23 protein-coding genes and 2 pseudogenes are annotated in these 20,543 nt (G+C 68.3%); all 25 read right to left on the bottom strand.

Going from position 1 to position 20,543, the window contains the following annotated elements; translation table 11 throughout:
• Positions 1–1,035: F0F1 ATP synthase subunit beta (atpD, locus tag VNE62_02265; GenBank protein HVE91112.1), on the bottom strand; the 1,035-nt coding region annotated here is incomplete at its 3' end.
• Between the two features lie 9 nt (positions 1,036–1,044).
• Positions 1,045–1,905 carry a F0F1 ATP synthase subunit gamma gene (locus tag VNE62_02270; protein HVE91113.1) on the bottom strand — a complete coding sequence of 287 codons (861 nt, stop codon included), beginning with the start codon at positions 1,903–1,905 and terminating at the stop codon, positions 1,045–1,047.
• Between the two features lie 41 nt (positions 1,906–1,946).
• Positions 1,947–3,482, bottom strand: a pseudogene (gene atpA, locus VNE62_02275) (F0F1 ATP synthase subunit alpha).
• Between the two features lie 17 nt (positions 3,483–3,499).
• Positions 3,500–4,033, bottom strand: a complete 534-nt coding sequence (gene atpH / locus VNE62_02280; GenBank protein ID HVE91114.1) for an ATP synthase F1 subunit delta — start codon at positions 4,031–4,033, stop codon at positions 3,500–3,502.
• Between the two features lie 4 nt (positions 4,034–4,037).
• Entirely contained in the window at positions 4,038–4,616 is a 579-nt protein-coding gene (gene atpF / locus VNE62_02285; protein ID HVE91115.1) for a F0F1 ATP synthase subunit B, read from the bottom strand.
• 12 nt (positions 4,617–4,628) lie between these two features.
• The gene (locus VNE62_02290) at positions 4,629–4,874 is read right to left on the bottom strand and encodes an ATP synthase F0 subunit C (protein HVE91116.1); all 246 of its coding nucleotides are present in this window, start codon (positions 4,872–4,874) and stop codon (positions 4,629–4,631) included.
• A gap of 13 nt (positions 4,875–4,887) precedes the next feature.
• Positions 4,888–5,703: a F0F1 ATP synthase subunit A gene (gene atpB, locus VNE62_02295; protein ID HVE91117.1), complete on the bottom strand. Its 816-nt coding sequence runs from the start codon at positions 5,701–5,703 to the stop codon at positions 4,888–4,890.
• Positions 5,700–6,095 carry a hypothetical protein gene (locus VNE62_02300; protein ID HVE91118.1) on the bottom strand — a complete coding sequence of 132 codons (396 nt, stop codon included), beginning with the start codon at positions 6,093–6,095 and terminating at the stop codon, positions 5,700–5,702. The genes atpB and VNE62_02300 overlap by 4 nt, the downstream gene beginning before the upstream one ends.
• Positions 6,085–6,318: an AtpZ/AtpI family protein gene (locus tag VNE62_02305; GenBank protein HVE91119.1), complete on the bottom strand. Its 234-nt coding sequence runs from the start codon at positions 6,316–6,318 to the stop codon at positions 6,085–6,087. The genes VNE62_02300 and VNE62_02305 overlap by 11 nt, the downstream gene beginning before the upstream one ends.
• 94 nt (positions 6,319–6,412) lie before the next feature.
• Complete coding sequence (locus VNE62_02310) at positions 6,413–7,588, bottom strand: MraY family glycosyltransferase (GenBank protein ID HVE91120.1); 1,176 nt, start codon at positions 7,586–7,588, stop codon at positions 6,413–6,415.
• Complete coding sequence (glyA, locus tag VNE62_02315) at positions 7,588–8,856, bottom strand: serine hydroxymethyltransferase (protein HVE91121.1); 1,269 nt, start codon at positions 8,854–8,856, stop codon at positions 7,588–7,590. The genes VNE62_02310 and glyA overlap by 1 nt, the downstream gene beginning before the upstream one ends.
• 10 nt (positions 8,857–8,866) lie before the next feature.
• Positions 8,867–9,463, bottom strand: a complete 597-nt coding sequence (locus VNE62_02320; protein ID HVE91122.1) for a hypothetical protein — start codon at positions 9,461–9,463, stop codon at positions 8,867–8,869.
• 9 nt (positions 9,464–9,472) lie between these two features.
• Positions 9,473–10,108, bottom strand: coding sequence for an L-threonylcarbamoyladenylate synthase (locus tag VNE62_02325; GenBank protein ID HVE91123.1), 636 nt, complete (start codon positions 10,106–10,108; stop codon positions 9,473–9,475).
• Positions 10,105–11,040: a peptide chain release factor N(5)-glutamine methyltransferase gene (prmC, locus tag VNE62_02330; GenBank protein ID HVE91124.1), complete on the bottom strand. Its 936-nt coding sequence runs from the start codon at positions 11,038–11,040 to the stop codon at positions 10,105–10,107. The genes VNE62_02325 and prmC overlap by 4 nt, the downstream gene beginning before the upstream one ends.
• Positions 10,988–12,034: a peptide chain release factor 1 gene (prfA, locus tag VNE62_02335; protein ID HVE91125.1), complete on the bottom strand. Its 1,047-nt coding sequence runs from the start codon at positions 12,032–12,034 to the stop codon at positions 10,988–10,990. The genes prmC and prfA overlap by 53 nt, the downstream gene beginning before the upstream one ends.
• Positions 12,035–12,395: 361 nt before the next feature.
• Positions 12,396–13,286 (bottom strand): DUF1385 domain-containing protein, encoded by an 891-nt coding sequence (locus tag VNE62_02340; GenBank protein ID HVE91126.1) that lies wholly within the window; start codon positions 13,284–13,286, stop codon positions 12,396–12,398.
• Between the two features lie 11 nt (positions 13,287–13,297).
• Positions 13,298–14,209 carry an FAD-dependent thymidylate synthase gene (thyX, locus tag VNE62_02345; protein HVE91127.1) on the bottom strand — a complete coding sequence of 304 codons (912 nt, stop codon included), beginning with the start codon at positions 14,207–14,209 and terminating at the stop codon, positions 13,298–13,300.
• A gap of 35 nt (positions 14,210–14,244) precedes the next feature.
• Positions 14,245–14,475, bottom strand: a complete 231-nt coding sequence (rpmE, locus tag VNE62_02350; protein HVE91128.1) for a 50S ribosomal protein L31 — start codon at positions 14,473–14,475, stop codon at positions 14,245–14,247.
• The gene (gene rho / locus VNE62_02355) at positions 14,472–15,767 is read right to left on the bottom strand and encodes a transcription termination factor Rho (protein ID HVE91129.1); all 1,296 of its coding nucleotides are present in this window, start codon (positions 15,765–15,767) and stop codon (positions 14,472–14,474) included. Before rho ends, rpmE begins: the two co-directional genes overlap by 4 nt.
• A pseudogene (locus VNE62_02360) lies at positions 15,658–15,951 on the bottom strand (hypothetical protein). The gene rho and the pseudogene VNE62_02360 overlap by 110 nt, the downstream one beginning before the upstream one ends.
• Positions 15,917–16,579: a fructose-6-phosphate aldolase gene (fsa, locus tag VNE62_02365; protein ID HVE91130.1), complete on the bottom strand. Its 663-nt coding sequence runs from the start codon at positions 16,577–16,579 to the stop codon at positions 15,917–15,919. Before fsa ends, VNE62_02360 begins: the two are co-directional and overlap by 35 nt.
• Positions 16,576–17,598 (bottom strand): hypothetical protein, encoded by a 1,023-nt coding sequence (locus VNE62_02370; GenBank protein ID HVE91131.1) that lies wholly within the window; start codon positions 17,596–17,598, stop codon positions 16,576–16,578. Before VNE62_02370 ends, fsa begins: the two co-directional genes overlap by 4 nt.
• Positions 17,599–17,623: 25 nt before the next feature.
• Entirely contained in the window at positions 17,624–18,946 is a 1,323-nt protein-coding gene (locus VNE62_02375; GenBank protein ID HVE91132.1) for a 2,3-diphosphoglycerate synthetase, read from the bottom strand.
• Positions 18,943–19,737 (bottom strand): SAM-dependent methyltransferase, encoded by a 795-nt coding sequence (locus tag VNE62_02380; protein HVE91133.1) that lies wholly within the window; start codon positions 19,735–19,737, stop codon positions 18,943–18,945. Before VNE62_02380 ends, VNE62_02375 begins: the two co-directional genes overlap by 4 nt.
• Positions 19,727–20,524 (bottom strand): metallophosphoesterase family protein, encoded by a 798-nt coding sequence (locus tag VNE62_02385; protein HVE91134.1) that lies wholly within the window; start codon positions 20,522–20,524, stop codon positions 19,727–19,729. Before VNE62_02385 ends, VNE62_02380 begins: the two co-directional genes overlap by 11 nt.
• Between the last annotated feature and the right edge of the window lie 19 nt (positions 20,525–20,543).

Consider the following 20,543-nt stretch of genomic DNA (forward strand, 5'->3'; position numbering starts at 1 on the left):
CGTGTTGTGCGGGGCGGGGTCGGTGAGGTCGTCGGCGGGGACGTACACCGCCTGCAGTGACGTGATCGACCGCCCGCGCGTGGACGTGATCCGCTCCTGAAGCTCACCCATCTCCTCGGCCAGCGTCGGCTGGTAGCCGACTGCCGAGGGCATCCGGCCGAGCAGCGTCGACACCTCGGAGCCCGCCTGCGTGAAGCGGAAGACGTTGTCCACGAAAAGGAGCACGTCCTGGCGCTCCACGTCGCGGAAGTACTCGGCGATCGTCAGCGCGGACAGCGCCACCCGCAGCCGGACACCGGGCGGCTCGTCCATCTGTCCGAACACAAGGGCCGTCTTGTCCAGGACCTCGGCCTCCTTCATCTCCAGCCACAGGTCGTTGCCCTCGCGGGTGCGCTCGCCGACTCCGGCGAACATCGACACGCCGCCGTGCTGCTGAGCGAAGCGCGCGATCATCTCCTGGATCACGACGGTCTTGCCGACGCCGGCGCCGCCGAACATCCCGATCTTCCCGCCCTTGACGTAGGGGGCCAGCAGGTCGATGACCTTGATCCCGGTCTCGAGCATCTCGGACTTCGGCTCCAGGTCCTTGAAGTCCGGAGCGTCGCGGTGGATGTCCCAGCGGTCCGCCGGCTCTATCCGCGGGCCCTTGTCGATGACCTCCCCGATGACGTTGATGACGCGTCCGAGCACCTGGGGGCCGACGGGCATGGTGATGGAGCGTCCGGTGTTGATGGCCTCCGTGCCGCGCACCAGGCCGTCTGTAGGCTGCATGCAGATCGCCCGGACGCGGCTGTGGCCTATGTGCTGGGCCACCTCCGCGGTGATGACCGCGCGCTGGCCTTCGATGTCACGTCGGCGGATCTTCAGCGCGTAGTTGATCTCCGGCAGGGCGTCCGGCATGAACTCGACGTCCACGACCGGACCGATGACGGAAAGGATCCGACCCACCAGACGCGGGTTCTCCCGCGCCTCGCCCGCTACCCTGTCCCACTCTTCCTGCTCCTGCTGCCCGATGCTCCAGACCTGGGTGTCCATGTGTGACTCCTATTTCCGGAGCGCCTCGGCGCCCCCGACGATGTCCGCGATCTCGGTTGTGATCTCCGCCTGCCGGGCCTGGTTGGCCACTCGCGTGTAGAAGCGGATCAGGTCCTCTGCGTTCTCGGTGGCCGAGGACATGGACCTCCTGCGCGCCGCGTGCTCGCTGGCGGCCGACTCCAGCAGCGCCTGGAACACCTTCACCTCCACGTACATGGGCAGCAGGTGCTCCAGAATCTCCCGGGGGCCGGGCTCGAACTCGTAGACCGGCGGGTACTCCCGGCCTCCCTCGACGGCCTCGGCCGAGACGGGAAGGACCTCGACCGCGACGGGCTGCTGCGTGAACATCGACGTGAACTCCGTGTACACCAGGCGGGCGCTGGAGATGCGTCCTTCGTTGAAGTCGGCCATCACCTTCTCGGCGATGGCCCGCGCGTCCGCGTAGGACGGGGATTCCGAGAACCCCGACCACTGCGCCTCCATGGGGACCTTCCTAAACCGGAAGGCCGAGATTCCCTTGCGCCCGGCGGCGTAGGTGATGGACTCCCCGCCCGACTCCGCCCGCGTGCGCTCGGCCAGCCGCAGGACGTTGGCGTTGTACGCACCCGCCAGTCCCCGGTCGGCGGTGACGACCACGAGCCCCACGGGACCGTCGTGGCGTTCGAGCAGCGGGTGTTCCAGGCGCTCGGTGGTCGCGGCGAGGTCACGGATGACGTCGCCGATCTTCTGGGCGAAAGGCCGCGCCTGCCTGACGTTGCGCTCGGCCCGGACGATCCGCGACGCGGCGATGAGCTCCATCGCCTTGGTGATCTTTTTGGTCGACTGAACCGACTTGATCCGCCGCTTGACCTCCCGGAGCTTGGCGCCCATCGCTAACCCGCGCCCTGCCCCACCGACGCCATAAACCCGGTCTTGAACTCACCGATGGCCGCCGCCAGCTTCTGCAGCACGTCGTCCGGCAGGTCCCCGCGCTCCCTGATGTGCTGGCCGATCTCAGCGTGGCGCGTGCGCATGTGCGCCAGCAGCTCCTGCTCAAAGCGGCGCACTTCCTGTACCGGGACGTCGTCCAGGAACCCCTGGATCCCCTTGTTGGGAAGTCCCGTGCCGGAGAAGATCGAGATCACCTGCTCCTCGACCGGCATCGGCGAGTACTGCGGCTGTTTGAGCAGCTCCACGAGCCGCTGGCCCCGCGACAGCTGCCCCTGGGCCGACTTGTCCAGCTCCGAACCGAACTGGGCGAACGCCTCCAGCTCGCGGTAGGAGGCCAGGTCCAGCCGCAGCGTCCCGGCCACCGTCTTCATGGCCTTGATCTGCGCGGCGCCGCCCACCCGGGAGACGGACAGTCCGACGTTCACCGCCGGACGCACCCCCTGATAGAACAGGTCGGTCTCCAGGTAGATCTGCCCATCGGTGATGGAGATGACGTTGGTGGGGATGTAGCCGGACACGTCCCCACCCTTGGTTTCCACGACCGGCAGGGCGGTGAGCGATCCGCTGCCGAGCTCGGCCGACAGCTTGGCCGCTCGCTCGAGCAGACGCGAGTGCAGGTAGAAGACGTCGCCCGGGAAAGCCTCGCGTCCCGGGGGCCTGCGCAGCAGAAGTGAGATCTGGCGGTAGGCATCGGCCTGCTTGGACAGGTCGTCGTACACGACCAGCGCGTGCTCTCCCTTGTACATCCAGTAAGCGCCGATAGCAGCCCCGGAGTAGGGCGCGATGTAGCGGAATGGGGCCGGGTCCGACGCCGCGGCGACGACGATGACCGTGTACTCCATTGCGCCGGCGTCCTCCAGCCGGGCCTGGATCTCGCGGACGGTCGAGGCCTTGAGGCCGACCGCCACGTAGATGCACTTGACCTGGTTCGGGGTGCCCCAGTACTGGCGCTGGTTGATGATCGCGTCCACACCGATCGTGGACTTGCCCGTCTGGCGGTCGCCGATGATCAGCTCGCGCTGGCCGCGTCCGATGGGCGTCATCGCGTCGATGGCCTTGATGCCCGTCTGCAGCGGCTCGTGGACCGGCTGGCGCTCGACGACGGACGCTGCCTGGATCTCCAGGGGACGGAACTCCGACTGCGAAACGGGGCCCTTGTCGTCCACGGGCTCGCCGAGCGCGTTGACGACGCGGCCGAGCAGCGAGTCGCCGGCGGGAACCGACAGGATCCGGCCCGTCTGCCGGACGGAGTCGCCCTCCTGCAACTGGGAGGCGTCACCCAGGACGATCGCCCCGACCGACGTCTCCTCGAGGTTGAAGGCCAGGCCCACGAGGTTGTTGGGGAACTCCAGGATCTCGTTGGCCATGCAGTGCGGGAGCCCGGAGATCCGAGCGATGCCGTCGCCCGTCTCGAGCACGCGGCCGACCTCCTCGACCTGAGCGGTCGGCCTCCAGTCGTCGATGTTGCGCCGCAGAGCGGCTGCTATGTCGCCCGGGTTGATCGTCAGCTCTGCCATTTTGTCGTTACCCCTGTTCAGTCGAGCCGTTCCTTGAGCTCCTGGAGACGGCGCCGCACAGTGCCGTCTATCACCTGGTCGCCGACCTTCGCGTGGATCCCTCCGAGCACGGCGGGATCGACGACGACCTTGACGTCGACACGTTTGCCGGTCGCCCTGCTCAGCGCCTCCTCGAGCCTCGGCCGCTGGTCGTCGGACAGCGGCTGGGCCACCCTCACTTCGGCGATCACCCGGTCCCGCGCCTCGGCCGCCAGGGAGCCCAGCGACTCGACGATCTGCGACAGCTCCCGGGTCCGGCCCTGAGAGATCACGAAGCCGAGGACGTTGCGTGTATGTGGTGAGGCCTTGTCGCCGAAGATTTCGTCGATCACCGCAAGCTTGCGCTCGGCAGGGACGGCGATGTCGGTCAGCGCGGCCCTCAGCTCGTGGTGCTGCTCGAGCGCCTTGGAGAACCGGAACAGCTCGTCGGACACCCTGTCGATCGCGTCCTCGGCCGCCGCGATCTGAAAGAGCGCGGTGGCGTAGCCGCGGATGAGATCGGTGTCCGGCACGGCCCTAACCTCCCGCTCCGTTGCCCGTGCCCGAGTCCGAGCCCGAGCCCGAGCCGACGGACGCGATGAACTGGTCCACGAGGGTCCGCTGCGCCGCAGGATCCGACAGTTCGCGCTCCACGACCCTTCGGGCGGCCTCGATGGAGATCTCAGCCATCTGGCTGCGCAGGTCCCCAAACGCCCTGTCGCGCTCGCCCTCGGCATCGGTCCGGGCCCGCGCGACGATCTGCCGGGCTTCCTCCTCGGCCTTGGCGATGATGTCCCGGCGCACCTGCTCGGCCGCGGCCGTCTCGTCGCGCAGGATCTGGTCGGCCTGTCCGCGGGCGTCGGCCAGCTGTCGCCTGAGCTGCTCACGCTGCTCTTCGGAATCCAGACGTGCCTGCTCGGCCCGCTCGAGCTCCCCGCGAATGGCGTCCTCGCGCGCCCGCAGCGCCTTGCGCATGTTCGGGAACACGAGCTTGTACATGACCGCCAGAAAGACCAGGAACGCGAACGTTCCCACGATCAGCTCGTCCATGAGAGGGAGAACTACCCGCAGACCTCCCTCCCCGGCCTCCTCGGCGGCCAGCAGCAGCAGATTCATGTGGACGCTCCTTTAGGTGATCAGGAAGAAGAGGACGAAGCCCAGTAGCGCCAGCGCCTCGGCGAGAGCGAACCCGAGGAACATGATCGGCCGGACGAGACCCGCCGACTCGGGCTGGCGCGCGATGGCCTGGATGGCCGCGCTGAACACGAGGCCGATGGCCAGCCCCGGCCCGAGCGTGGCCAGTCCGTAGACGAGGCCCTTGCCCACCGGGGCGAGACTCACGGCGTCGTTGGCCGCCTGTGCAAGCAGTTCCATGAATTGCCTCCCTTCAGTGCTCCGGATGACTCGCGCCGGCTATGTACACCGCCGTGAGGATGGTGAAGATGAACGCCTGGATGGCGCCCACGAAGACCTCGAATCCGACCAGCACGATCGACAGCACGATCGGGCCGACCGCCAGCGGCTTGAGAAGAAGGGCGTCGGACCCCCACAAGAAGTAGGCCGAGGCGAGGAAGAAGATAGTCAGCATCACGTGGCCGGCCATCATGTTCGCGAACAACCGCACGGCCAGCGTCACTGGACGAAACACCAGGGTCGACAAAAACTCCACCGGCGTGAGGATCAGGTAGATCGGCTTCGGCACCCCCGGAGGGAACAGCATCCCGCGGAAGTAGCCGATGAACCCCTGCTCACGGATGCCGACGAAGTTGTAGGTCACCCAGGTGATCATCGCCAGCAGGGCAGGGAAGGCCATGTGGCTGGTGACGGGGAACTGGATCACCGGCACCACCTCCAAAAAGTTCAGCCCGAAGACGAAGAAGAACAGCGTCGTCAGATAGGGCAGCCACTTGTCGCCCTCCGGGCCGATCGTCGGCAGAACGATGTTCTCCCGCACGAAGCCGATACCGGCCTCCATCACGTTCTGCAGTCCGGTGGGCACGACCCGTGCCCTGGAGAACGCGGAGACGAAAAGGACGGACAGCAGCGCCGTCGTCGCGAGCATCACGAGCATCAGGGTCGTCACGTGAAACGTGAAGCCCGCGACGCTGAACGAGAACAACGGCTCCCAGCCGAACAAGTGGGTGACCGTCGGGACATGGAACCCCTTGTCCTCGGCGGCCAGGACCCGGAGCATCGGCGTCATCTGGCAACCCTCCACGCGGGAACGTAGGACTTACGCACGTAGCTCACGCACTCGGCCCCCAGAGCCACCGCCAGCGCCGAGCAGAAGCCGGCGGCGAGAAGACCCCGGTGCACCCAAGGCAGCGAAGTGGCCGCTGCCAGCGCGGAGAACATCAGGAACATCCGGACGACGAACGCGGCGTAACCGAAGGCGATCACTCCCGGACGAAGCACCCTCGCCCAGCCCGTGGACAGCGCTGCCGCGGCGAGGTTCACGGCGGCCAGACCTGCGCCCGCGAGCGCTGATGCCGCTCCCGTCCGGCCGCCCGCGAGGGTGCCCACAACGGCCAGGGCGACGGCGACGGCCGCCAGGGGCGGCAGCGTCTTTGCCAGCAGCCTCAGCTCAACTCGCACGGGAAGCCTCTTTCGGAAAGGTGCGGATATAGACCAGGTAGACACCGGCGAAGTTGCCGACGAGGATGCCGATCACCAACAGAACGGGCCCGGTGGACAGCCACCGGTCCAGCAACCAGCCGGCTCCTCCCCAGACCGCGATGCCGCTCAAGATGTAGCTGACGGCGGTCCACGCGTCGCCGAGGCCCCGCCACGTATCGCGGGTTTGTCGGGGGCCGGACAAAGCGCCAGCGAGTCTATTGGCTAGCTTCTCGGGCTGTCGAACCGGCCCCCGTCCGGCGCGGTCGTCCCGGGGAGCTTGTGAATTCATGCACAAACTATACCCGCTGCGCCGGAGGCGGAGCAACCTCCCCCTCCGCCGGTTGGGGGACCTGGCCGCGGGCCTGGCGCGGCGCTCGCAGCCGCGGGGCGAAGGTCAGCAGCCCCACCGTTCCCCCGGCTACTGCGAAAGCCAGCGCGTAGGCGCCCCACGGCATCACTCCCGCCATGACCAGTCCGGCCGCCAGCAGCAGGGCCCAGCCGTACATCACGAGGACCGCCTCCCGCTGTGAGTGGCCGAACCGCATCAGCCGGTGATGGATGTGCTCTTTGTCCGGGGTGTGAATCGGTCGCCCCGTCGCCAGCCGGCGCACCACCGCGAAGACCAGGTCCGTGATCGGAAGAGCGAGGAACACGATCGGCATGAAGACCATGGGCAGGGCGACTCGTCCTCCCGCGCTCCCGGGGCCGTTGAACGTCCCGATTACCGAGATGGTGGCCCCCGCAAGCAGGTAGCCCAGGGGCATCGCCCCGGAATCGCCGAGGAAGATCCGGGCCGGGTTGAAGTTGTAGCGCAGAAAGCCGATGCAGGCGCCGACCAGCGCCACGCACACCAGCGGAGCGATCGGGGCGGACCCCAGGAACTCAGTCGGCAGCCGGGTGAAGTACACGAAGAGAGATCCAGCAGCTATGGCCGTGAGCCCAGCGCACAGCCCGTCCAGGCCGTCGATGAAGTTGACGGCGTTCATGAGAAACACGATCCACAGGATCGTGAGAATCGCCGAGACGTCCTGCGACACGGACAGCACCCCGATGCCCGGCAGCCAGAAGTAGGTCATCCGGATTCCCGAGAGGAACAGGATGCCCGCGGCGAACACCTGTCCCGCGAGCTTCGCCGGCGGGGACAGCTCACGCCGGTCGTCTGCTATCCCGAGCGCGAGCGGCACAATTCCTCCGACAACCAGGCCCACGAGCTCGCTGAACCGGAATGCCTCGCGGAACGAAGGGAAGGCGGCGGCGAACAGGCAGGCGGCCACGAACGCCGCGTACACGGCGATGCCACCGAGGGTGGGGGTCGGCGCGAGGTGGACCTTCCGGTCCGTGGGGACGTCGATGGCCCCGATGTGCCTCGACAGCGCGCACACGGCGGGGGTGACGAGGTACGAGACGGCCGCGGCGACCAGTCCGACGAGCAGGTACAGGTGAAGAGGAGGGCCGCCCGCGAGCCCGGGCATCAGCCCGCGCCGGCAGCGGCGGCGACGGCGTTGAGACCCGGGTAGGCCGGAAAGGCGGCCGTCAGCTCGCGTACCTCTTCGCGCGCCCAGGTCGCCGTCGCTTCCGATTCGTCGCGCAGGGCGCGGCCGATGACGCCGGCCACGCGCCGCATCTCCTGCTGCTTCATCCCCACGGTGGTGAGGATCGGCGTTCCGACCCGGATCCCCGAGGCGACCGCCGGAGGCCGCGTGTCGAAGGGGATGGCGTTTTTGTTCAGAGTCACGCCTACGAGGTCCAGGCGCCGCTCGGCCTCCGCGCCCGTCAGGCCCAGCGGCGTCACGTCGGCGAGCACCAGGTGCGTGTCCGTCCCACCTGAGACGATCCGCAGTCCCTCGGCGGCCAGCGCCGCCGCGAGCTCGCGCGCGTTGGCGACCACCTGGGCCGCGTACTCCCGGAACTCAGGCTGGGCCGCCTCGCGCAGCGATACCGCCTTCGCCGCCACCACGTGCATGAGCGGACCTCCCTGCACCCGCGGGAAAACCGCGGAGTCCAGGGCCTTGGCGTGCTCGGCGCGGCTGAGGATCATTCCCCCGCGGGGGCCGCGGAGTGTCTTGTGCGTGGTGAAGGTGACCACGTCGGCGTGGGGGACGGGCGAAGGGTGGGCTCCCCCGGCTACCAGACCGATGAAGTGGGCGGCGTCGCAAAGGAAAACGGCACCCACTTCGTCGGCGATGCTGCGGAAAGCCTCGAAGTCGAACACCCGGGGGTAGGCGGTGGCGCCCGCGACGACCATCCGCGGCTTGGCTTTACGGGCGATGTCGCGCACGCGGTCGTAGTCGATCAGCTCCGAGTCCTTCTCGACTTCGTACGCGGCGATCTCGTAGAGCCTGCCGGAGAAGTTGACCGGTGAACCGTGGGTGAGGTGTCCGCCGTGGGCCAGGTTCATCCCCAGCAGCGTGTCGCCCGGCTTCATGAACGCGAAGTAGGCCGCCATGTTCGCCTGGGCCCCCGCGTGGGGCTGCACGTTGGCGTGCTCAGCGCCGAACAGCTCCTTGGCCCGCTCGATCGCCAGCAGTTCGGCTTCGTCAACGAACTCGCAGCCGCCGTAGTACCTGCGGCCGGGGTATCCCTCCGCGTACTTGGTGGTCAAGCAGGAACCCAGCGTCTCCAGGACCGCGCGGGACGGAAGGTTCTCCGAAGCGATCAGGTTCAGCTTCGAGCGGAGGCGGCCGAGCTCTGAGTCGAGGATCCTGGCGATCTGCGGGTCCTGCTGCTGGACGGAGTCCATCTGCGCGCCCCTACTTTCCCTCGACGAGCCTCACTGCGTCCGTGACCAGGACCTTTACCGCCTTGGCGTAGTTCTGCCACGCCGAGCCGTCGCGGCCGGCCGGGTCGGCCATCTCAAAGTCCTCCGGCCGCAGACCCGCCCAGAAACCGTGGTCCGACCGTGCCTTGCGCCTGAGGTCGTGCGCCTGCGAAACCGTCCAGCGCATGCGGTCGGAGTCGTCGGCGAAAAGGATCGAGGGGCGGGTGGGCGTCTGCTTGGCCCAGTGCACGAACTCCTTGAGCGTGAAGCAGCGCCCCCAGGCGTGCGGGACCAGGCTCCATACGTCCGACACCTGCTCCCAGGACATGGCCAGGATCAGGTCCGACGACTCACACAGCTGGGCCGACAGCGACTTGAGCTGCTGGCCGGCCATGTCCACGCCCAGCGTTTTCCCGAGCTCCACGGTCGAGACGGGTGGAGGCGCACCCTCCACCGACCCGGTTCCGGCCGAGGTGATGTGCCAGGTGGGCCCGCCGTTCACGCAGGCTTTCGTGCACGCTTCGGCGATCGAGCTGCGGGCTTCAACGCCCGTGCAGACGTACAGGAGCTTGAAGGAGGAGTTCGGCATGCAGTGAATCTAACACCCGCCGCCCCCGACCCCAATTCCGAGCGCCTCCTCGAGGTCCGCGACCGCCAGCGCACCCCGTCTAAGCACCCTGGGCACGTCCCGGGTCAGGTCCAGGATCGTGGAGTCGAGTCCCCCGGGGGCCGGCGGACCGTCGGCGTATGCGTCCACCGAATCACCGAACAGCTCCCTCACCGCCGGGATCGATCCCGGCGTGGGACGTCCGGACAGGTTCGCGCTCGACGCGGCCGCCGGGCCGCTTTGCCGCAGCAGCTGCAGCGCCACGGGATGGTCCGGGATCCTGACGCCGATCGTGCCGCCGGCGCCGAGTTCCGGTACGTCGATCCTGGAGGTGAGCACGAGCGTGAGCGGTCCCGGGGTGAACCTGTCGAGCAGCAACGCCGCATGAGCCGGGACCTCGGCCACCCCCGGCACCAACGACGGGTCGGACAAGAGCACCTGGAGCGGCTTGTCCGACGGACGGCCCTTGAGCTCGAACAGCCGACGGATCGCGTCCGGACGGTCCAGACGGCACCCGAGGCCGCACACGGTCTCGGTGGGGAACGCGACAATCCCGCCGAGGTCCATTGCCCTCGCCGCCTCTTCTACGCCACCGGCCTCCGCGGACTCCCCGGGCACGGCTTTCACGCCGGGCCCCTCGCCCAGACGACCCGTGGACGGCCCCAGTCGTCCTCGCGGACCCCCAACTGCTGCCAGGACGACAGCCGCCGGGTCACCTCCGCCGCCTGAACGGGGGTGCCGACCTCCAGGGCCAGCGCCCCCTCGGGCGTCAGCCACCGGGGCGCGGCCTCCACCAGCCGGATTAGCACCTCGTCGCCGGCCTCCCCGGCAAACAGGGCCTCCGGCGGCTCACGCCGGACGTCCGGCGCCAGCAGGTCAGGACGTCCCCGCGGCACGTACGGCGGGTTCGACACGATCAGGTCCAGCCCCGCACGAAGGGGGCCGAGCAGGTCCCCGCGAACCATCGCGACATTCAGTCCCAGGCGGTCGCGGTTGTCCCGTGCATAGGCGAGCGCCGCGTGACTGACGTCGGTGCCGGCGATGACCGCATCCGGTCTCGCGGCGGCGATGGCGAGCGCAACCGCCCCCGATCCCGTGCCCACGTCCGCCACAACGGGACGCCGGACCCGGGCGACCAGCTCCAGTCCAACGTCCACCAGGGTCTCGGTCTCCGGACGCGGAACCAGGACCCCCGGACCGCACTCGAGCGTGAGCCCGCGGAATGCCGCCTCCCCGATCGCGTACGCCAAAGGCTCGGGCGAACACCTCCGGGACACCAGTGCGCGCAGCGTGGCCGCGAACGGCTCGTCCACGGGGTCGCGCAGCCGCGCCCACAGCTCGTCCCATCGCACACCGAGGGCGTGTGCGGCGAGCCGCTCGGCCTCCGGGCGCGCAGTGTCGATGCCCGCCCGCCGCAGCGCATCCCGCGCCCACCCCAGCCATGCCGAAAGCGACCCGGCATCCGGAGACGCTGTCCGGGGGCCGAGGCTGGATGACAGCGCCGGTTCAGGCACCGGGGCCCGCGCCCTCACCGGCGTCGTGGCGCGCCAGCGCGTCAAAGATCGAGTCGAGGTCGCCCTCCATCACCTGCGCCATGCCGTGCGCGCTGAAGCCGATCCTGTGGTCGGTGATCCGGTTCTGCGGGAAGTTGTAGGTCCGGATCTTCTCGGATCTGTCCCCGGTTCCCACCTGCGAACGCCTGGCGTCGGCCTGCTTGGCGTGCGCTTCGGCCTCCGCGCGTTCCTGCAGCTTGGCGTGCAGGATCTTCATGGCGCGCTCCCGGTTCTGCCTCTGCGACCTCTCCGACTGGCAGGCGACGACGATGCCGCTCGGCACGTGCGTGAGCCGGACGGCCGAGTCGGTGGTGTTGACGTGCTGGCCGCCCGGTCCCGACGAGCGGTACGTGTCGACCTTCAGCTCGTCATCGGAGATCTGAACGTCAACCTCCTCGGCCTCCGCGAGGACCGCGACGGTCGCCGTCGAGGTGTGCGTCCGGCCGGCCGACTCCGTGGCGGGCACCCGCTGGACCCGGTGCACCCCGGACTCGTACTTGAGCTTCGAGTAGGCCCCTTTGCCCCGGACCTCGAACGTCACCTCGCGGATGCCCCCCACCGGCGAATCCGACACGTCCAGGATCTCGGTCTTCCACCGGCGGCGCTCCGCGTAGCGCTGGTACATGCGCATCAGCTCCGAGGCGAACAGAGCGGCTTCGTCGCCGCCGGCGCCGGCGCGGACCTCGATGATCACGCTGCGGTCGTCACGCGGGTCGCGTGGGCGCAGGATCTCCAGGAGCTGCCCCTCGAGCTCGGCCGCCGTGCGCCCGGCTTCGGACTCGCTGGAGCGGTAGAACTCCTGCTCCTCGGCGTCGGCCGACTGCGAAAGCAGGTCTCGCGCCTCGGCGGCCTCGTCCCGGGACGCCTTGTAGTCCGCGTAAAGCCGGACCGTCTCTTCCAGCGGGGCCATCTGCTTGGCGGCCTCCGTCGCACGCTGGTGGTCCGAAGCGACCTCAGGCGAGGCGAGCCGGGCCAGGAGGTCGTTGTACTCGGCCTCCATCTGGTCCAGGCGGGCAAGCAGCGCGGGATCCATCACCCGAGGATACGCGGCACAGGCCGGCCCAAAACCGGGTGCACGCGCCGGCGAAATGCAGGAGCGCCGGGGACGGATCCCCGGCGCTCCCAAACCTGGCGCTCGGGCGTTATCGCCAGGCCCACCTCCGAGTGGGCCTCGGACACTGTCCTCGGCCCCTCGGCACAGGCAGGGCGCTCCCGCGTGTACGGGGGATCGAACCGATCCCCATACGGCGAAACCATCCCCGCCGGTGGGATTCGATAGTGCCGCACCGCTCCCACGAGCGGAGCGGACCGCTCCTCACCTCTACACCCGGACCGGCCTCGAGTCCAGCAACAGGGGCCGTTCAGCCATTCCCCGACGCCGACTCGAGCTCCCTCATCGCGGCCAGCGCCACGAGCACCTGGTCGTCGTCGGGCTCGCGCGTCGTGATCCGCTGCAGGGCCAGGCCCGGCAGCGTTATCAGCCTCACCAGGGGGTTGCGCGGGCGCCGGGCCGCGATCCGCAGCAGCTCATAGGCAAGGCCGGCCACGACAGGAACCAGCAGCACCCTGGAAAGCAGCCTCCACCACAGCGGGTCGCGCCCCACCACCGAGAAGACGCCCACGGACAGCATCATCACGAGAAACAGGAAGTTGGTCCCGCACCGAACGTGAATGGTCGAGAACGGGCGCACGCCGTCGACCGTCGCGTCGGCGCCCGCCTCCCTGGCCGCGATCACCTTGTGCTCCGCGCCGTGGTACTGGAAGACCCTGCGGATATCGCGCATGCGGGAGATCAGCAGGATGTACGCCAGCAGGATCCCTATCCTCAGGCCCCCCTCGGCTAGGTTTCGCAGGGGGTCCCGGTCTCCTCCCCCGCGCCCCGCGACCAGAGCCGGGATGACCACGAAAAGGACGATGAAGGCCACAAAGGACACCGCCATCGCGCCCGCGATCTCGCCCCGCGACGGCGGGTCGTCGGAGCCGGACGACTGCCGGGCCGATATGGACAGAGCCCGCATCCCGATCGACATTGCCTCGCCCAGCGCGACGACGCCCCTCACGCCGGCGGGATAAGTGCGCCCGGCCGAGGGGACGGGATGGCTCTCCACGTGGATGACGCCCTCAGGCCTGCGGACCGCCACCGCCCACCGGGCCGGGGAGCGCATCATGACGCCCTCCATGAGGGCCTGGCCCCCGATCGAGTGGGCCTTGGCCTCCGCGCTGATCGAGCCTTCCGGTTTCTCGGCGCCCACCGGCTAGGCCACTAGACCTTGCGCCAGTCGGTGCCGGCGGCGTAGGTGCCGTCGGGCAGCTCGCGGACGGTGTAGTCGGCGAACAGCGCGGGCTCGGCGGCCCTCAGGCACAAGAAGATCCTCAGGAACAGGTCGCGGATCTCGATCTCTGCGTGGGGGTCGGTGCGCATCTCGATCATGTGGCGCCAGGCGCGGACGTTGCCGCTCATCACGATCAGAGTCTCGGCCTCGTTGGGCAGCACCGACCGTGCCGCCTGCTGCACGCGCTTGCGGAGGTCGGTCGCGGCCTCGGCCCCCAGGCGGGGGTCTCCGTCGGCCTGCAGAGCCGCCAGCTCCGAGGCGACCTCTTCGTACTCCCGGGCCAGCGTGTCGATGCGCTGCTCAAAGCGCTTGTGCAGGGACGGTACCTCCCGGTACTCGGGCCGCTCGACGAAGCGCAGCACCCGTCCGGACACGTACCGCTGCGAGAGCTGTGAGTAGGCCGTCCCGGCCCGGTGACGGATGACCTCGTGGGAGGTGGACCGCGACACCCCGTAGAGAAGAAACGAGTAGGAGGCGTGCTCGTAGACCGACCCGTGGCCGGACGACGACAGGTTGTCGAAGTACCGTTGCGCGTTGTCATTGTGGGTGCGCTTGGGAGAGAAGCTTGCGTAGCAGGTCTGTCCCGCCAGCTTCAGCAGCTGCGCTCCCGGAGGCAGGGCCGTGGGATCCTGGAGGTAGTCGGGGAAACCCAGCTGCTCGTCGTAGCCCTCGAGGAACCCGCGGAGGCCGTCGAGCCCCACCTCCGGACGGGCCACCATGACGACGCCGGCGTGCTTCAGGTAGGGCGTGCCCGAATCGGTCCTGTAGACGCCGGAGTGCAGGTGAGGCAGGCCGCCCGAATGGGCGCCGCCCAGCCGCTCGAAAAGCTTCTGGGGCTCCACGGCAGCAGCCTAGACCCGACGGCGGACAGCCGCAGCTAGCGCTTCTTCGCCGGCTTGTTCAGCGCCTCGGTCTTCTGCTGGCGCTTGTTGAAACGGTCGACACGGCCTCCCACGTCGATGAACTTCTGCTTGCCCGTGTAGAAGGGGTGGCATTCCGAGCAGATCTCCACCTTGATCTCGCCCTTGACGGTCCGAGTGACGAACTCGGCACCGCAGGCGCAGTGGACCTTGCAGAATCCGTAGGCAGGGTGCACTTCCTTTTTCATCCCTTGCCTCCTCCCGGGTGCTTGGAGATCTCCTTGAGAAACTCTGCGTTGGACTTCGTCTGCTTCATCTTCTCGATGAGAAGTTCGATCGCCTGCGCCGCATCCAGCGCGTGCAGCACCCGGCGCAGCCGCCAGGCGAGCTGAAGCTCCTCGGGAGCCATCAGCAGCTCCTCCTTGCGGGTGCCCGAGCCCTCCACGTTGATGGCCGGGAAAAGCCTCTTCTCGGCCAGGGAGCGGTCCAGACGAACCTCCATGTTACCGGTCCCCTTGAATTCCTCAAAGATGACCTCGTCCATCCTGGAGCCGGTCTCGACCAGGCACGACGCGATGATCGTGAAGCTGCCGCCCTCCTCGATGTTGCGGGCCTTGCCGAAGAACCTCTTGGGGGCTCCGAGCGCGGTCGAGTCGATACCTCCCGACAGGATCTTGCCGGAGGCCGGAGCGGCCAGGTTGTAGGCCCTGGCCATTCGGGTGATGGAGTCCAGCAGGACGACCACGTCCATGCCGACCTCCGACAGCCTCATCGCCCGCTCGAGCACCAGCTCGGTGACCTGGATGTGGTCGTCGGCCGGCCGGTCGAACGTCGAAGCGACGACCTCGGCCGCCTTGACCGTCCGCTTCCAGTCGGTGACCTCCTCGGGCCGCTCGTCTACGAGCAGCACGATGATGTGGCACTCCGGGTTGTTTTCGATGATCGCGTTGGCGATCTGCTTGAGGATCGTCGTCTTTCCCGCCTTCGGGGGCGACACGACCATTCCTCGCTGGCCCTTGCCGATCGGGCACACCAGGTCCAGGATCCGCTCGGCGTATCCCTTCGGCTCGTTCTCCAGCCGGAGCCGGTCGTCCGGAAACAGCGCCGTCAGCTTGTCGAACACCGGACGCGACCGCGTGCGGTCGGGGTCCATGTTGTTCACGGACTCGATCCGCAGGAGCGCGAAATACTTCTCGCCTTCCTTCGGGGGCCGGATCAGTCCGGACACCTCGTCACCGCGCCGCAGCGAGAAGCGGCGAACCTGGGACATCGACACGTACACGTCCTCGTCGCTGGGAAGGTATCCCTGCGTGCGCAGAAAGCCGTAACCATCGGGCAGCACGTCCAGGACCCCGCGCCGGTACAGGAACCCTTCGTCCTCGGCGCGCCGTGACAGGATCGCGGTGACGAGGTCCGGCTTCTTCATCTCCTCGGCGCCGTCGATGTTCGACTCGGCCGCCATGGTCAGCAGCTCGTGCGGCTCCTTTGCTTCCAGCGCCGTGCGGTCGACGTCCATGCGGGCGTCGGCCTGGGCCTCCATCTCGTTGTCGACCTCGGGGAACCCGTGGTCCATGTGACGCGGACGGCCACCGCCTCTGCGGGGTCCGCCGCCGCGCCTGTTCTGTCCACGGGGGCCGGGCCTGCGCCCTCCGCCGCCTCCACCGCCGCCTCCACTGCTTCCGCCTTGGTTCATGCTCCCAACGCCTCCCGTGCCTTTTCCCAATCGTCCAAGAACCGTTTCAGCCCGATGTCGGTCATCGGGTGCTTCACGAGCTTTTCGAACACGTCGAACGGCATCGTCGCCGCGCCCGATCCCATCCGTGCCGCCTCCACCACGTGCATGGGGTGCCGCAGCGACGACGCCAGCACCTCGGCCTCGAAGCCGTAGTTGGCGACGACCTCGATGCACTGCGACAGGATCTCCATGCCCCCGGACGCGTAGTCATCGATGCGTCCGAGGAAAGGTGAGATGAAGTTGGCCCCCGCCTTGGCTGCCAGCAGCGCCTGGGCCGGCGAGAACACCAGTGTCATGTTCACCCTCATTCCCCGGCTTCTCGCCTGCTTGGTGGCGGCAAGCCCCGCTGGGATGCAGGGGAACTTGATGATGATGTTGTCGGCGATCCCGGCGAGATCCGTGGCCTCGCGCATCATTTCGTCCACGTCCGTTGAAACGACCTCGGCGGAGACGGGACCTTCGACCTCGGCGCAGATCTCCTTGAGCATCTGCCGGTAGTCCTTTGAGCCCGCCTCCTTGGCGAGCAGGGACGGGTTGGTCGTGACACCGTCCAGGACACCCCACGAGTTGATGTGCTGGATTTCGCTGAGCTTCGCGGTGTCCAGGAAAAGCTTCATGTTTCCTCCTTCGGCGCCCGCGCTTTAGCCGGGGTCTTGGCGGTCTTCGCGGGTTGCGCCCCGTTGCCGTCGGCCGTCCTGCCCACCGCAGCCGTGACGACGTGGTCCACGACATTGGCCAGCGTCGCGTCGAGGCTGTAGGAGGGGATGACGTGCGCGCCGCGCTGCAGGGCGAGCGATCGGATGTACTTCTGCACTTTGCGGATATTTGCGAACGACGTCAAGTACTTGTCCACCCCGCGGCTCCTCGAGTCCTGGCTGCGCAGGGCGAAATGCGACCGGTGAAGGTCCTCGTCCTCGACGGTGATGATGAGCGGGACGTGCACCGCCTTCTCCTGCCAGGGGCCCTCCAGGTATCCGGGCACCAGGTGCGCGCCTTCGATGATCAGGTCGGTTCCCTCGAGCACGGACCTTTCGATCAGGGCCTGGATCCCGACGGCCACCGCGCGCACCTGCTCCTCGAACCCGACGATCACCGGGTCCGCGGACCGCGGTATCGGATGGCGCAGCGCCTGGTCGGCCTCAAACGACGAGACGTGGAGCGTCGGCATGATGTTCTCGCTGAAAAGCGACCTCATCACCTCGCGGATCGCGTCGGTGGACACGATCCGCGTGATCCCCAGCCGCGCCGCCAGCTGGGTGGCGATGGTTGACTTGCCCACCCCGGTCGCGCCTCCAATGAGCACGATCAGAGGCAGCTCCAGGTCGGCGACCGACTGCCATCGGCGATAGGTGTTCGCGTACCGGTCCCCGATCATCTCGGCCAGCGTCGTCGCGGCGATGTCGCGCAGCTCCTCGCGGCTGATCTCGAGCCTGCCCGTCGAAAGCAGCTCGTCCTCGATGCGTTCGGCGACCAGATACGCACGCGAGGGCGAGATCCCGGTCGCCGTGATCGAAGTGGCCATGAGCCCCTTGGAGTAGGGAAGTCCCGCGAAGTCGGTGACGACTATGTGGCGGGCCTCCTTGGCCTTGGAAGGCGAGGAACCGGTGCGTGGACCTTTGGCCGGTCCTTGAGGCATGTGCTTTCTCCCGGACCCCCGCCGCTTACGGCGAGCGGTCCTGTGCTCTGGACAGTGCGAAATCGAAGGCCTCCGCTACGCCGGTTCCCTCAGGCTCGTTATCGATGAACACGACCCTGCGGCCCGACCCGCGAGCGGCCCTCGCCGCGACGTCGATCCCACCGGCCTTGACCTCAGTCAGAAGCACGTCGTGATCCGGCGCCTCCCGGAGCTCCCGCTCCAGATCTTCGCGCTTGGCCAGTGAATGGCTGATACCCACTACCCGGCACCCGTGCGCCTCCCGGAGGTGTCCGGTCAGACGTGACCCCGTGTCCGGCGGCGAGGTGGTGCAAACGTAAACCTTGCATCCGGAGACGTCCTCGAGCGGCTTCGGTCGGAAGACCGTGCGAATGACCTCGATCCGGGGAGAGACCTCACGGATTGCGGCCTCCATCTCGGAGGCGGCTCCGGGTTCTTCCGACATGGTAACAATCGCGAGGTCCGACAGCAACACCCGGTAGGGGCCGAGGTAGCCGCGGACGACGTCAGGGTGTGACGACGCCGGAACGCAGATGACCCCGGCGGCCGCGGCAACCGGAGGGATGGCGGCTCCGGAGCCCTCCAGGATGACGAGGCTTTCGTCGCGGTCCTGGGCGATTCGTACTCCCGCCTCGACATTGGACATCGATACCGCGCCGGCCAGTCCTCCTCCCACGCGACGGCACCCGACGGTCGGCACACGGGACGTGACGGCGTCCTCGATGTAGTCGCTTGCCGCGTGCTTGCCCGCGTCCGCCAGCGCCACCAGCGCGTCCACCGAAAGGTCGGAGTCGACGTCCAGCACCTCAGGGGGGTCCGGCCCTCCCCGCCCCATCGCGATGACGATCGGGCGAAGTCCGGTCTGCACGGCTCGTCGTGCGATGGCTCCCGCGATGGCGGTCTTGCCGGTCCGCTTGCCCGTGGCGATCACGCGCAAAGAGGCCTTTGTCAGCAGGCGCGGCATGGGGGCCGGGCGCAGCTCGAAGTCGGCCCCCCGGTAGGTCGCTCCCGCCAATAGCGCCACCGTCGCGAGCCGGAACCGGTCGGCCGGCGTCACGACAGGTTCGTCGGAGAGGTCCAACACCTCCGACGGACGGTGAGTGGCGACCAGGTCGCCGAGGGCCTTCTCCCTGTTGCCGCTGCCGTCGCGGACCGGCACCCCGTACGTCCGCTCGAGGTCGTGGGCGCCGACCTTCTCGGTCCCGCCGGCCATGAGCGCCGCGACCACGTCGCGGCCCTGGTCGCGCAGCCGCCGGATCGCCTCTCCCACCAGCGGCGGGTAGTGCTCTCCATCCACCACGACGACGACCCTGGGGGGCCCGTCCGTCACGGCTTCACCGCCTCGACCAAGGCCCACCGGCTGCGCAGGGGCACAGGTCCCTGCGAGCCGATCCGACGGTGCAGGTCCCACAACTGCGCCCGCTTGGCGGCTATCGAGAAACCGGGGAACTGCCAGGGCAGCATCTTCGCGTACCAGGCAACCGCTCCCACGTCGGCCAGCCTGCTCACCACCGCCTCCTGCCGTTGGACCACGACGTCGAGTCCGGACTCGCGAAGCTGTGCGGTGAGCAGGCTCAGCGATACGTCCGGGAGCCGGACCTCCTCCGCCTCCAAGGCCCGGAAGACCTCGCAGTCAGCCGTTCCCCCGACCTGCTGGGTGAGAAACGTCCCTCCGCGCTGCAGGACGCGCCGGACGTCGCAGGCCCAGTACGACTCGTGGCGGGCCAGGACGAGGTCCAGGCTCGAGTCCCGAAACGGAAGCCACTCGTGCGGCGCGCCTGCCTGTGCGTCGTTGTCCGGCGCCCCGTCCACCGCCAAGACGCACACCCCCAGCGGACGCAGGATCCCTGCCGCGACCCCGACGTTTGGCGCGTAGGCCTCCGTCGCGAACGACACGGCCGGAAACGGGCCCATCCGCGACAGCGCCTCACCTCCTCCCGTGCCCAGGTCCACAAACCGTCTCGACCCGCCGATCAGCTGCCTCGCCCGGTCGTCGTAGGACCAGGAAGGGCTGGCCTGGACGTACCTGTCACCGAGCCAGGAGAAGTCCCAGCCGCTCGTGGGCCGTGCCTCAGCCTCATCCAGAAGCCGCTCAAAGCCAGCTTGCGACTCAGTCGCCAAGAAGCTCCTGCTCGGTCAGCAGCGACTCGATCTCCCGCTGGTACTGCGCCCCCGTCTCCAGCGAGAAGTGTGCGATCACGTTCTCCGGGCCGAAGGGGAACTTGCGGACTATGCGCACCTCGCGGTCGGCAATCTTGACGACGTTGTAGCAGGGCTTCGTGTGGCCGCGCAGGCGAAGAGAGGACACAGTTCCGGCCGTCGCCACGTACATGTTCTCCAGCCGCCAGACCCACGGGACGTGCTTGTGCCCCGTCAGCACCAGGTTGACCTTGGCGCGGATCAGGACCTCCAGCAGGTCACCTGCGTCGAACACGACACTGCGCTCCCGCCCGGTCCCCGGCAACGGCAGCAGGTGGTGGTGCATGACGAAGATCCGCACCTCGGGGTCGCCCGAGCTGAAGTTGTCCAGGATCCACGGGTACCACTCGCGCCCGACACGACCGTCGTTCTGATCGGGCTCCGAGGAGTCCACCGACAGGATCGTCGCCCCCTGCAGCCGCATCACCCTGAACCGGTTGCCGAGCAGCTCCTCGAAGTGCATGTAGCCGACATTGCGCGAGTCGTGGTTGCCGGGCACGTAGATCTTGCGCTGGCACCGGATGCGATCCAGGTAGGCGACCGCCGTCTTGTACTCCTGTCGATACCCCTCCGTGGTGAAGTCGCCGGAGGCAACGAGGACGTCCGGCTGCAGCTCGTTGATCTCGGATATCGCCCGGTTCATCAGGTTGGGGACGAAGTGCACCGACCCCACGTGCATGTCGGAGAGGTGAGCGATGGTCAGGCTCATCGGTCGAGCATAGGCGCGG

The sequence above is a fragment of the Actinomycetota bacterium genome (assembly GCA_035536535.1).
In the GTDB taxonomy this organism is placed as follows: domain Bacteria; phylum Actinomycetota; class JAICYB01; order JAICYB01; family JAICYB01; genus DATLNZ01.